The sequence below is a fragment of the Nostoc sp. 106C genome (assembly GCF_002154725.1).
Lineage (GTDB): Bacteria > Cyanobacteriota > Cyanobacteriia > Cyanobacteriales > Nostocaceae > Aulosira.
Genome location: NZ_MTAW01000238.1, coordinates 47,443 through 61,211 on the forward strand (window position 1 = coordinate 47,443; position 13,769 = coordinate 61,211).

9 protein-coding genes and 1 pseudogene are annotated in these 13,769 nt (G+C 40.7%); 3 read left to right on the forward strand and 7 right to left on the reverse strand.

Annotation, left to right across the window (positions count from 1 at the left end):
* The first annotated feature begins 151 nt into the window (after positions 1–151).
* A complete protein-coding gene (gene proB, locus BV375_RS35185) occupies positions 152–1,261 on the forward strand; it encodes a glutamate 5-kinase (protein WP_086769234.1) in 1,110 nt (369 codons plus the stop codon).
* A gap of 160 nt (positions 1,262–1,421) precedes the next feature.
* Here the strand turns inward: proB and BV375_RS35190 are convergent, their stop codons facing one another.
* The 4 genes from BV375_RS35190 to BV375_RS35205 form a co-directional block, all read right to left on the reverse strand.
* Positions 1,422–3,140: a response regulator gene (locus tag BV375_RS35190; RefSeq protein WP_086769236.1), complete on the reverse strand. Its 1,719-nt coding sequence runs from the start codon at positions 3,138–3,140 to the stop codon at positions 1,422–1,424.
* 156 nt (positions 3,141–3,296) lie between these two features.
* On the reverse strand, positions 3,297–6,269 hold the full coding sequence (locus tag BV375_RS35195; protein ID WP_086769238.1) for a GAF domain-containing protein: 2,973 nt from the start codon (positions 6,267–6,269) through the stop codon (positions 3,297–3,299).
* A gap of 531 nt (positions 6,270–6,800) precedes the next feature.
* A complete protein-coding gene (locus BV375_RS35200; protein WP_086769240.1) occupies positions 6,801–8,270 on the reverse strand; it encodes an ABC transporter substrate-binding protein in 1,470 nt (489 codons plus the stop codon).
* 72 nt (positions 8,271–8,342) lie between these two features.
* The gene (locus BV375_RS35205) at positions 8,343–9,722 is read right to left on the reverse strand and encodes a serine/threonine-protein kinase (protein ID WP_086769242.1); all 1,380 of its coding nucleotides are present in this window, start codon (positions 9,720–9,722) and stop codon (positions 8,343–8,345) included.
* Positions 9,723–10,187: 465 nt separating this feature from the next.
* Between BV375_RS35205 and BV375_RS35210 the strand changes: the two genes are divergently transcribed.
* Positions 10,188–10,427, forward strand: a complete 240-nt coding sequence (locus tag BV375_RS35210; protein WP_086769243.1) for a hypothetical protein — start codon at positions 10,188–10,190, stop codon at positions 10,425–10,427.
* Positions 10,428–10,445: 18 nt separating this feature from the next.
* On the opposite strand, the pseudogene BV375_RS35215 reads toward BV375_RS35210, so the two are convergent.
* A pseudogene (locus BV375_RS35215) lies at positions 10,446–11,167 on the reverse strand (ROK family protein).
* An 86-nt stretch (positions 11,168–11,253) separates the two neighbouring features.
* On the opposite strand from BV375_RS35215, the gene BV375_RS35220 reads away from it, so the two are divergent.
* Positions 11,254–11,496: a hypothetical protein gene (locus BV375_RS35220; protein ID WP_086769245.1), complete on the forward strand. Its 243-nt coding sequence runs from the start codon at positions 11,254–11,256 to the stop codon at positions 11,494–11,496.
* 1 nt (position 11,497) lies between these two features.
* On the opposite strand, the gene BV375_RS35225 is transcribed toward BV375_RS35220, so the two are convergent.
* Both BV375_RS35225 and argJ read right to left on the reverse strand, forming a co-directional pair.
* Complete coding sequence (locus BV375_RS35225; protein ID WP_086769247.1) at positions 11,498–12,250, reverse strand: Mut7-C RNAse domain-containing protein; 753 nt, start codon at positions 12,248–12,250, stop codon at positions 11,498–11,500.
* Positions 12,251–12,388: 138 nt separating this feature from the next.
* Positions 12,389–13,630, reverse strand: coding sequence for a bifunctional ornithine acetyltransferase/N-acetylglutamate synthase (gene argJ, locus BV375_RS35230; RefSeq protein WP_086769249.1), 1,242 nt, complete (start codon positions 13,628–13,630; stop codon positions 12,389–12,391).
* Positions 13,631–13,769: the final 139 nt, after the last annotated feature.

Below are 13,769 nucleotides of genomic sequence, written 5' to 3' on the forward strand. Positions count from 1 at the left end.
CCTATAACAAATAAATATAAAACCGTAGAGCGTCAGCCTTCACTTATAGAAGACCTGGCGCTTTACAATTTTTTTAGTCCTTTGTGAGTTGTTCTTTGTCTGATAGCTAATGACCAATGACTCTTGACTAATGACTCTTGACCAATGACTAATGACTAAAACAATCGTCGTCAAAATCGGCACTTCTAGCCTGACTCAACCAGAAACCGGACAACTGGCACTTTCCACTATTGCTACCTTAGCTGAAACACTTTCTGATTTAAGACGCCAAGGTCATCGAGTGATTTTGGTTTCCTCTGGTGCTGTGGGAGTAGGTTGTGCGCGCTTGGGCTTAACGGAACGTCCCAAAGCGATCGCTCTCAAACAGGCGGTAGCAGCCATTGGGCAAGGGCGGTTAATGCGGGTTTACGACGATTTATTTACTACCCTGCAACAGCCGATCGCGCAAGTTTTGTTAACTCGTAGCGATTTAGTACAGCGCAGCCGCTATCTCAACATCTACAACACCTTTCGGGAACTGCTGGGATTGGGAGTGATTCCGGTAGTTAATGAAAACGATACGGTAGCGGTTGATGAGCTAAAATTTGGCGATAATGACACCCTTTCCGCATTAGTTGCCAGTCTCATAGAAGCAGATTGGCTATTTTTGCTGACTGATGTTGATAGATTGTACTCAGCCGATCCCCGTTCCGTTCCGGATGCGCAACCGATCGCTTTGGTGAGTAGCATTAAAGAATTAGCTGAATTACAGGTACAAACAGGCTCGCAAGGTTCTCAATGGGGTACTGGTGGGATGGTGACTAAAATTTCGGCGGCGAGAATCGCGATCGCGGCTGGCGTGCGTACTGTTATTACCCAAGGGCGATTTCCCCGCAATATCGAAAAAATCATCGCAGGCGAACCCATTGGTACACACTTTGAGCCGCAACCAGAACCAACCTCAGCGCGCAAACGCTGGATAGCTTATGGCCTTATACCTGCTGGGAAATTGTATTTAGATGCTGGTGCGATCGCGGCAATTTCCCAAGCGGGAAAATCGTTATTGGCAGCTGGTATTAAAGCAGTAGAAGGAGAGTTTGATACTCAAGAAGCCGTGCAATTGTGTGATAGCACTGGTAACGAAATTGCTAGAGGACTGGTGAACTATAACAGCGAAGATTTGCAAAAAATTCGCGGGTGTCATTCACGAGAAATTCCCGCAATTTTGGGCTATGGGGGTGCGGAAACTGTAGTCCACCGAGATAATTTAGTTTTGACCTAAATTGCAGATGCACCTGTGGAAGTTGATGTTTTGGATATCGAACCACAAATAAACACCGATGCACACCGATGTTTATCTGTCTTGAAAAGTTCTGAGCGCCGGAAGCCGGCGCTCCGACTTTTCGCTGTGTGCATCTGTGGTTCCTTTTATTTCTATCCCTTTAGCAATAGCTTTTCTGTTCAACGATTAACTTCAGCGCCGCCAAAAATTCTTGCTCAACGTAAGGTTTTGTGAAATAGGTAGTGGCTCCTAATTGCATTGCTAACAGGCGGTGCTTATTAGTACTGCAAGAACTGAGCATTACCACTGGTATTTTTGTTAATTGTGGATTTTTAAGACGATAGCTGAGAAACTCAAAGCCATTCATATTAGGCATTTCAACATCACAGATTATCAGTTGGATGTGAGAATTTTGCTGCAACTGTGCGATTGCCTTCTGTCCATCTTCTGCCTGTAAAACTTTGTAACCTACTTTTTGCAAAGCCAGAGATACAATATGTCGCACACTATTAGAATCATCTACGACCAGAACAGTAGGTTCTTGGCTCACGATTGCTGCGTTTGGAGAATCAAGCAATTTAGCAGTGACGCTAACCTCTTGACTTTGGTCAATCTTCTGCTGCAACAGCGCCGCAACATCAATTACTGGCAGCAAGCTATCTTTCCAACTGGTACAACCATAAACATAACTAGGCAGTTTACTTTGTGCTTCCAAAGGTTGGATAACTAGCTCTGGCTCTGCAATTAGAGACTCAATCTCTGGCTGTAAGGCAAAAATTTGCTGACCTAGGCTAAGTACTAATATTGGCTCAGGCTGATGATTCCGATACTGAACTGCGATTAAAGTTTGTTCAGCAGTTTTCTCTGGCAGTAGATTGCCGTAGCTTAGTAGTTGTGACAGTTGATAAGTTGGGATGATTTTTCCTTGCCAATGCAAAAACCATTGTTGTTGGGAATAGATAATTTGGTCGGCTTTGGCAACTAAAATTTCTTCAACGCTGTTGGAATTGATGGTAAAAATATTACCATTCGCCACCCAGACAAATAACTGAGAAGTTTTTACTCGCCGTGGCAATGCAGTATTATGGGTGTCTTGGGTGACAGCGACAACCGAACTATGGACTTGCTTTCTCTGTTGAGAAAAATCTTTTTTCAAGATGACCTCGTAAGCTGCACGCCAGCCTACCAAGGCGATGTGTCCAATAGTTTGAGCAGCGTGCGGGCTTACTTTTAGGGTAGCGATCGTCATTTGAGCGATCGCGACAAACTCAGAGAGTTTTAATAATTCACCAAAGCCTAAAAACTCCTCTGCCTGTCTTATCAGTTGCTTTGCTAACTTATCAGCTGCCGATTCAGCCAGAATCATTTCTAGCTTTTCTAAAGCCTGGGACACCTCTGTAATCCGAATCAACTGGGATACATCTGTTTCTAGATTTGAGGTGTGAGCAGGAGTGGCTACTGCTGGTAGTTTATGGCTGAGTAGTCTAGCCTCTAAATGCGCAAAAACTGGTTCTGCTTTAGCTAAGATACTAGCTGTATCATCAGGTTTTGCTTGAATTTGAGCTATTAAAAGTAACCGTAGACACTCATTAGCTTGTAGGAGCAAAGCCGCTAGCTCAGAGTCAATTTGAGTCTTTTCCAGCGACACAAACCGAAAGATCTTCTCCAAACGATGAGCTAGGATTTGGGTGTCAGTTAAATTAACCTGGGTTGCTGCACTTTTAATAGTATGAGCAGCTCGCACCAGGTTACGAATCTTGGAAGAAGTATAGTTATATGGAAGCTCTAGTAGTCCATTGTGAATTTGCTGTAGAAGTCCTGAGGCTTCTTGAACAAAGTACTGGTCAATATTTTCTTGGATACCAAAGTCAAGGACCATAGCTATGTTCCTATATTTATGTAAGAGGAAACAAATGTTGAAATAAGTAAGACAAAATTCTCTAACATTGGGGTGTTGAGCTTATACCAATTTGAAAAATGATTGCAACAATTGGAAATTTAAATGCAATCTAAAATTGTATAATTCACACTTTTCCTAAAAGTCTTGTGCAAATATTGCTAACTGGGCTAATGACTCTGCCATTGCTAGGGCTTGCTCTGAAGTCTGATTGGCAATAGTAGCAACTCCCAAAATAGATTCATTTGCAGAGGTAGAAGTTTGGGCTTGAACAGCCGCAGCTTGGGCAATCTCTGCCACTAGCGTTTTCATTTGGTTACTAATAGCAATCATCTCATTTAATTGCTGCTGAGTTTCTTCTATCAATTCAGTACTGCTTTTTGCATATTCGGCTTTGGACTCAATAGCAGCAATGATTTCGTGGCTTTCTGTCTGAATTTGTGCAACGAGTGGTTGAACTTCTGCAATATCAGAATCTAACTGTTGTACTAAAGAAAGCATTTTTTGTGCGATCTCAGCAAATGGTTGACTCGCTTCTCCAGCACGAGATGCTTCAAGTGCCGTGTGCATGGCTTGCAGCTTCATCTGCGAGACAACATTACTCATGAGACTTACTATTTCAGAGAGCTTTTGAGAAGGTTTTTCTATACAGTTAACTTTGGCGGCAGCTTCTACAACTGTTTGTTGGATAGTACAGATGCTATTTAAAATCCGATTTATCGACACATTTTCATCTTGTACTCTTTGACTAAGCTGCTGTTCTTGGAGTTCTATTCGTTGGGCAGAGATAATCATTTCCTGAGCTGAATCACCCAACAGTTGAATTTGATTGTAGATGGAATTAATGCATTGCATCTGCTCAAGAGCAACTCCTGTAGAAAAGGTTTGCACAACTGTATTGCTACTTTTGAGCAGTTCTGAGACTTGAATCCGGATCTGTTCTTGTTTTTGAGACTGTTGAACAGATGATGCTTCCGCAGCTTGGTATGCTTGATCTACTTGGTTGAGGAGTCTCGCATGGTCGAGAGCAAATCCGACTTGCATGGCGATCTGAGCGAACAAATCAATCTCAGACTGCTGCCAATCACGGGGAGCAGAACATTGATGTGCAATTAATAAGCCAAATAGTTGGTCGTCTTTAAGAATTGGTGCGACCAAATTTGCTTTGACTGCAAAAGGTTCGAGTTGGTTAATATGACACCTGGTCAAACCTGCTTCATAAATATTGTTAGTAGCTTCGACTCTGCCAGCTTGGTACTTTTCTACATAGCCTTCTACAAAACAGGGATCTTTGATTTTGGCCCACAACGCTTTGGGAAAACCTGGAAGCACTGATTCTGCAATCACAGTGCCATACCAGTCGGCATCAAAACCATAAACTAGCACTCGGTCAGTACTAATCGCTTTGCGGACTTCTTCAACAGTAGTTTTGAGCACATCCTCTTCATTGAGGGATTCTCGAATACGGCGCGTCAAGTCTGCCTGCAAATGAGTTCGCACACTTTCAGCATCAATTCGCTGAAGCAACCTTGCATGGTCAAGAGCAAATCCGGCTTGCATGGCGATCTGAGCGAACAAATCAATCTCGGATTGTCGCCAATTACGAGGAGCGGAACATTGATGCGCAATTAATAAGCCAAATAGTTGGTCGTCTTTGAGAATTGGTGCGACCAAATTTGCTTTGACTGCAAAAGGTTCGAGTTGGTTAATGTGACACTCGGTCAAACCCGCTTCATAAATATTGTTAGTAGCTTGGACTCTACCAGCTTGATACCTTTCTACATAGCCTTCTACAAAACAGGGGTCTTTGATTTTGGCTCGCAACGCTTTGGGAAAACCTGGAAGCACTGATTCTGCAATCACAGTGCCATACCAGTCGGCATCAAAGTCATAAACTAGCACTCGGTCAGCGCTAATTGCTTTACGGACTTCTTCAACAGTAGTTTTGAGCACATCCTCTTCATTGAGTGACTCTCGAATGCGGCGGATAATATCTACAAATGTCTGAGTTTGATCGTTTTTCGTATCTATCTGGTCAATTAGGCTAGTGTAGTTGAGAACAAAGCCCACTTGTGTAGCTATCTGAGCGAACAAATCAATCTCAGACTGCTGCCAAAAGCGAGGTTTAGAGCACTCATGGGCAATTAATAAGCCAAATAGTTGATCTTTTTTGAGAATGGGTGCAACTAAATTTGCTTTGACAGCAAATCTTTCTAATAAGGCAATATGACAATCAGTGAGATCGGTTTGATAGATATCATCAATAGCAACGATGCGACCGTTCTGGTATTTTTCAACATATCCTTCCTCAAAACAGGGGTCTGAGACTGTAGCCCACAAAGTTTTTGGTAAACCGAATGCCACTGATTCGGCGACAAAGGTTCCTTCTCCATTGGGGTTGAAGCGAAAGATGGTGACGCGATCAGTACTTAAGGCTGTACGGACTTCTTCAACGGTGGTTTTGAGAACATCTTCTTCATTGAGGAATTCGTGAATGCGGCGAGTAATGTTCATCAAAACTTGGACATGTTCAGCTTCAAATTCTTGTTTCCAAAGCAAATCTGGAAGCTGTTTTTTGATTAAGCTAATGTTTTTTTCTAAAACAACCAGTTCATCTTTGCTAGCGATCGCAGCACGAGTACTCACATTTTCTGGAAGTAGCCTATGTACAATATTATTAGAGAGTGCAGCTGCATTCACGAGTGGACGAATAGCGCGATTCGCCAAACTTGCCGCGATCGCACCTACCAACAAAGTCGTTCCCCCTGTCCCAATTAACAAAAGTGATAGCTGTTTTTGGAGTGCCAGTTTAGTTTCTGTTAAATCTTTAGTACTTAGTTGTTTCGCATTAGGAATCTGCTCGCTAATTAGCTGGTTCCCAATGCAATAGGTTGTAGCTCCGACTGTCAGTACGGGAAGCATACTGATGATACAAGACCAAACTGTTGCCTTGACCTTTAAACTCCAATCTCGCCGTTCCAGTCGTTGACCAGAAGCAAACTGAATTATTGTTGGCCGTTTTGAACTAACGTTTCCTATGTCTTGCTGACTACCCTTTAACCGATCAATTTTTTTTTGCCCAGCTTGCTTTTGAGGAGAAGACTTAGTCATAAATAAAGTCAGATAATTCTACAGAAATTATTCAAGAAAATCGCCAGATTCATTTCATCAACTTAGCTGCTAGGGTAGTGCACTTGTTGCGATCGCGGCTTTGTCTAAAGTCGAGCCAGAAAGCCCAAATTTGCTAGGGTTATATATGAGACTTCGGCTTAGGAGAGTATTTACTACAAATTGAGGTCTACTAGAGTTTTGTCAGACTGTTACAAATTGCTCTCAAAACCTTAGATCGCGTTATTTTCACTCTTGAGACTTTTTGCCTGTTTTTAGAGATCTGATGCACCGAATTTATACTTTTGTGTATTTAGTATATTAGTGCTTAATTGAGCAGAAGTATATTCCTTAAGTTTTTGAATTATTATATATACAGCAACTAGCTAGATGTGTATATTAGAAAATCAAAGATTTTTCATCCCCTAAAAGATATATACTTAGCAACTATTAATGTATAAAAAAAATAGGTGCCAATCGAATTGAACACCTGCGAAAAATTCAAGAATTTTTAGTATAAATAGAAACAATATTTTATTGCAATAGTACAAAATCGTAGCCAGTACTAGAAGCGCAAGGCTTACCTGACTGACAAGGCTCAATTTTGACTAAAAAGACTCCACCTTGGCGATCGCCTGATGATGAAAACTGAATTTTACCAGTTGCTCCCATCGCTGAAAAATTAGAATTTGCTAGCACCTTTTGCAAGCCTTGGCGAGTACTATCTTCTTTTAAACCAGCGATAATTACCTGAAGTGCATCGTAAGCTGTCGCCGTTCGCGGACTTACATCTCCACCCCAAAGTTTAGCAGCTTTATCAGCAAAGGAATTACCTTTACTCATATTACGGTTAGCATCCCGATGCCAAGGTACAGATACCACCATCCCTTTAATATCCCCTTGCCCAAACTTTAAAACCTTTTCACCATAAAGCTGTTGAGAACCAAAAAGTGCTAATCTGCCTTTATTCTCTTTTGCGACATCAAGAGCAGGATTGATATTATCTGGTCTGGGGATAAGAAGTATAGCTTCTGCCCCATCGCTGGTGGCCTTAGCAATAAAATCGCTAGCTCTAAAATTTGCTGCCCCTAAATCGCAATCTGTACCAGTAACTTTTCCCCCTGCTTTACTGATTAAATCACTATATTCTTTGACAAGTTCTTGATTTGCTTTTTCTTGACTAGATGTGTCTTGAGTTGTTCTAAATGATGAATCTCGGCAAATAGATATATTAGTACGGCGTTCTTTTTTAACAATATATTCAGCAAGAGCTTGATTGAAAATATTACGATTGGGGCTGACATTGAAGACATATCTGGTATCCCCAAAAAACTGTGCCTGATTTTGTCCAGGCTGATTTCTACCACTACCTGGAGAGACTCTCACCAAACCACTCTGTTTATAAAGCTTTTCGTTGCGCCCAAAGCCTACTACTGCCAGAAGATTAGAGTCTCTCGCCAACTCATTATCTATCGTTTCAAGCTGACCAAAGCTATTTAAATTGGCAATTTGCAGCTGCAATGGCACTCCATTAATACCTCCACTGCTATTAACTTCTTCTTGAGCTTGTGCTACTCCACGTAAAGTCTCTTTTGCCTCATTCAAGCTACTACCAATTGGGGCAATTACGGCTACCTTTAAGGCTTTTGATCTACCAATTTTAGCATTATTCAAATAAATTAATGTCTCTGGGTCATTGCGCTTGCTTTGCAGGGATGCTTGAAATTTGATAATAGCAGTGCCAAAATCTCCTGCTTTAAAAGCATTTACGCCAGCCGCTTTCTCATCTGTATTATCTGCTGTTACCAAAATTTTATCACCTATACTCATCCACTCTGGAGAAGAGGCGATCGGTAATGTAGGCGAATTTACCATTGAGGGTGTTGAGGGTGTTGCGATTGGTTTAGAAGCAACTTTGCTGACTAACCATAAAATACCTGCTACCATCACACCCGCAATTCCCAGAGAGACCAGTAACCGTATATTCTCGTCCTTAACTGTCATAAATAACTACCCCTATTAATTAGATAAATTTATCTAAATACGGTCTAACAAAAGGTAAAATTAATTACAAAATCAAAAATGTTTAGTAATTAATCTGTCCATAATCTGGGATATTCCCATGAGAATAAATGCCAATAAACCACCAAGTATGATTAATAAGACTACAACTATCAATCCATTAGTTCCAGATTGTAAAGGATTATTGATTTGCCAACTCTGGAATATATAGAAAATGAATAAATTTGTAATCACAGCAATAATAAATAAATACGTCTTTTCAAATAAAGAGCGAGATTGAGTAAAGATTAAAGCTGCTAAAATTATCACCCATATTCCAGAACTAATTAAAGTAGTTCCTAAAAAACTTAGGAGAGTAATAGCTAAAAACGAACTACCTGAACCTACAATCACACCGCCTGGTAATAATTTGCTGATAGAGAATTGTGAGGGGGAAGCAGAGGGAGAGGGAGTAGGTTGTGGGATTGGCAGCTGTGGTGATATTACTTGCTGCGGTGAGATGATAGTATGAGGCACAGTCCAATGTGGAGCCATCTGAGAATTCAAGTCTTGTAAAACTTCTCTAGCTGACTGATAACGCTGTTCATGGTTTTCTTTTAATAACTTATCAAGAACTAGCTCTAATTCTTGACTGATCGGCTGCGGTATTTGGCTGCGCCAATTATTAGTCCAGCTAAAACCTTGTTTCATCCACAGTTGAGATGGCGAAATATTAGTCAGTAGATGAAAACAAGCTATTCCCAAACTGTAGAGATCGCTAGCAGGATAAGCTTCGCCAAACTGAATTTGTTCAATTGCTGCATATCCTAAAGAACCAATAATTGTCCCTGGTGCAGTGTTGATTGTTTCTGTCTTTTGTTTAGATACACCAAAATCAATCAGCACTAACTTACAATCACGTTGACGACGAATAATATTTTCTGGCTTAATATCTCGGTGAATTACTTGTTGCTGATGTATTAATTCCAGCACAGGTAACAAATCACTTAATAATTGTCGAATTTTAATTTCATCAAATAAACCCTGCTGTTTTAGCTCCTGCAATAAATTTTGCCCTTCTATTAATTCTTGTACTAAATATAAGTAGTCGTATTCTTTAAAATAAGCAAATAGTGTAGGAATTTGGTCATGCTTTCCGAGTTCTTGCAGACGTTTTGCTTCTCGTTCAAACAACTCAGTGGCTTTTTTCTGGGCTTCACTACCGCCACCACCATAAAATTGACCGCGAACTAGCTGTTTAACAACGCATTGTTCATTTAGCTTGTCTACATCATCTGCCAGATAAGTACGCGCAAATCCCCCTCTACCCAGCGGTTGGATAATGCGATAACGATTTCTTAGTAGCGATACTAACCCTGTTCCACAACTGAGGCAAAAATTTGAACCGTCAGGATTTAAGGGATTTGGACAATCGGGATTTAGGCAGCAGATCATATAATTGTCGCTGTCATTTTATTAACAATTAAAATATAGCTTAAATTCATTTGTTCTCTGAGCTTGGTCGTTTTTTACTAATAATTCTTATAGAAAGGCAGACAGCGCAAAGCAGATGGCGGAAGGCAGGTCTCAGCTAAAAGATGCGGCTACTCCTAAACTGTTGAGTCAGTCCGGCAAAGCCTTGCTATAAACCTGGTGAACCTTCTCTTGGCGACTAGTAATAAGCAATATATTTATTTGACGAATGATTTAGGATTGATACATTGCCAATTAATCAATGCAATCCTTGAATATTGGTGAGCATTATGCAATGGAGTTTAAGCCAGAAAAAATAAAAATCTACCGCAAAATTATCTGCTTATTATGAGCCGAGAATACGCTTAATTTAGTCTGATGATTTTTGATAGTGATTGTCTATAATGTCATATATAGACATAATTATTATATGAGTTTCAGAAAAATATGAGCGATATTGAACGTATTGAGAAATTGATAGAATCTAACGCTAATTCAATTCAAGCTTTAACGGATTTAGCCAATAGTATTTTACCTAGGCTCGATGATATGCAACGGCAAATGGTGAATATGCAACGTCAAATGATTGATAATCAAAGAAGGATTGATGACAACACAGCAGATATTAGAGAGTTAACACTGGAAAATCAGAGAATTTTAAAATACTTAGAATCTCGTAATAAATAATTGGTATTACTGATTAACTTACTTGAAGCTAGATTGAGCAATTGCAACAGCACCCCACAATGGCGCATCATCACCTAAATATGCTGGGACAATTTCAAAATCAACTTCTGGTAGTGCTGTCTCCCGTGCCACCTGACGTAAAACTTCCTACCACCGAGTCCCAGCCTTTGTCACGCTTCCACCTGAGATAAAAATTGTGGGTTTACCAAATTCGCTACATTACCAATACCTACACCTAGCGCCCAAGCAGATTTTCGTAAAATTTCCTGAGCTAGATCATCCCCAGCCACCGCAGCTTCACTTACCAATTGCCCTGTTAGTAACTCTAAATTATGCCTATCAAATCCTGCAAGATTTTTCCTACTTTGCGTTCGTTTGTTAATACTTCCTGCGCATTGTGGGTTATATATGGTCTCGAAGCTAAACGTTCCACACATCCCCTTTTACCGCTGCTCTAGCAAATGTTAGAGAGGAATATTTTCCCAGCCAGCAACATGATGGGAAAGTCTTACTGTTCCCACGGTAGCGTCTACTGGTCCGCCAAAGCTGGCACCAATAACAGTCGGTTTTGTATCTTGCAGCAAAGAGTGAATGAGCGATCGCATATTTTCTAAATCAGTGTTCGCATCTGCATTCACTGAAGAAAAGAGACGTTCATAACGCAGCCATTGTCTAGAACCGAGATTTACCGTGGCTGCTGCTAATTTAGTTCCGCCATCGAGAGCTAATATCAATGTCACTTGCTACTCCTGGTTTATTTCTTGGGAAAGATGTTTGCTAGCAAAATAAATTCAACACTAGAGAAAACTCCAGAATATAGTTACTCATGAATTCCGATCAGTCGCAACCACTCATCGATTTTTCCCATGCAAAGGAGCCTGCTCAATCTCTCGATATTCAGCAGGAAAAAGCTAGTCTGCAAACAGAAGAAGAGAACTTTGAGCAAGACCCACTTTCTGATGATTTAAATGAGCAAGAAAAAAGTGCAGATAATGTTGGAGAACGCCAAATAATTGCTGCTAATATTCCTGGTGGCTCGCCTTTTCATCTCAATGAGACTCATGACTGAATCACTCATTTTTTTGTGAGTCAAGTACACCATCAATAAACTGTTGCAAGCGTTCATAATGTGTTCCTTTCCAATAAATTTGCTTGCATTCTTGGCAATGATGAAATTCATGATTTTGTAATTGCACAGTTGCTGGCAATTGGTTAATTATTGTTTCCTTCTCTACAGTTTCTAATAATCCATTGCAGCGCAAACATCGTTGAAAGGGCGATACTAAATTAAATAACTCGAAGCGTCGGAGTACTTCCAATATTTGCTGCTGAGGATTAGTACTTCTGACGTAATAGCCATAAGTTACTAAACTCCGCATCAATAAACCCTTGTCACGAGTCAAAAGAATCCGTACTTGTGTATGGGATATCTCTGCTAATTCTTCATCTGCATAGTCATTACGATATAAAGTATCAAAACCTAGCAGTCTTAAAGATGTCGCTAGTTTTCCTAAATGAATATCAACAACGAAACGGATAATACTGAGGCTTTGGGGGCGAACTGAAACTGTTGGTTTAGTAGGAAAATTAGCAGAAATCGGGTAGACATTGATGATATCTCCATCCTGGACAATATAAGAAAAATCTACATATTTGTCATTTACTTTTATAAAATCAACTTCTGGATGAGGAATGCCTAAAGACTCGATCATATCTTTAATTGAAGCTCTTTCTGCAAAAGAATGAACTATTTTTACTTGCCTTTTACTTCGTCGTAAAAAATCATTTAATTCAGCATAAAAATGGAAATGAGCTACAGCCATAACTAGATAATTAATTACTAATTTGTAATTCGTAATTCGTAATTTTAGTCTACACTCATCTGTATGCGTTAGCGCCCATTTTGTTCCCTTTTTAAAAGTCTCTTGAATTACGAATTACGAATTAAAAACTACGAATTTTTAAGTTGTATATTCGGCGTTAATCTTTACATAGTCATAACTTAAGTCACAACCCCAAGCTTTACCTGTACCATGACCATTACCAACGCTAACAGAAATTAATACTGTATCTTCTTTAAGATACGCACCTTTAGATGCTCCTTTCAAATAAGCACTCGCTGCTGCACGGTCAAATGCTAGAGGTTGTCCATTTTCTAGTAGTAAAAAATTTCCTAGCTTGATTTGCAGATTTTCTTGCTCAAATGGTATACCTGCACGTCCGGCGGCAGCGGCAATGCGCCCCCAATTAGGATCGCGACCAAAAATTGCAGATTTCACTAGAGATGAACCTGCAATAGTTTTAGCTATTTGACGTGCTGATAGTTCATCATGGGTGCCGGTAACTTGCACTTCAATCAAGCAAGTTGCACCTTCACCATCGCGAGCGATCGCTTTTGCTAAATGTTGACACACTGCTGTTAACATCGCCTCTAATTTTTCGGCTTCTGGCCCCATTTCTACAATTGCTGGGGTGCGGGATTGGCCATTTGCTAAGGCGATTAAGCTGTCATTGGTACTGGTATCACCATCCACAGTAATTGAGTTGAAACTTCTGTCAGCGGCGCGACTCAACATTTGTTGCCAAAGTCCTGGTGACACAGCAGCATCACAGGTAACAAATGCCAGCATAGTTGCCATGTTGGGATGTATCATCCCAGAACCTTTGGCAATACCACCAATGCGCACGGGGCGATCGCCTATAGTTGTCTCTAGCGCAATCGATTTAGTCACTAAGTCTGTAGTAATAATTGCTCTTGCTGCTGCATCTGAGCCTGTGTCTGAGAGTGCTGCTACTAGTTGGGGAATTTCTGCTTTCAGTTTATCGATTCGGATTCGCTGCCCAATTACCCCAGTCGAAGCCAATAACACAGAGTCACTGGAGATATTCAGAGCTTGGGCTACTGCCATAGCTGATTCTAGGGCATCGAACCAGCCTTGACTACCTGTGGCAGCATTTGCTTGCCCAGCATTGCAAAGAATGGCCCGAGTATTATGCTTGGCTTGTAAGCGTTGACGACAATAATCTACGCAGGCGGCTTTAACTTGACTAGTGGTGAATACACCCGCTGCGATCGCTTCTACATCTGACAATATCAAAGCTAAATCGGGCAATCCTGAAGGTTTTAAACCTGCGGTAATTCCTGCGGCCCGATATCCTCTTGGTGCTGTGATCCCACCTGTAATTTCCTGCCAATCCGCCATAATTATTCCCCCGTAACTATACAGTGGCTCGACTGGCGATTATATCAAGTCTTAGGTAATTCAAAATTCAAACTTCAAGATTCAAAATACACTCTAGCGGGCGTTAGCATAGCTCCTCTGCAAGGAAGCTCAGACCCTC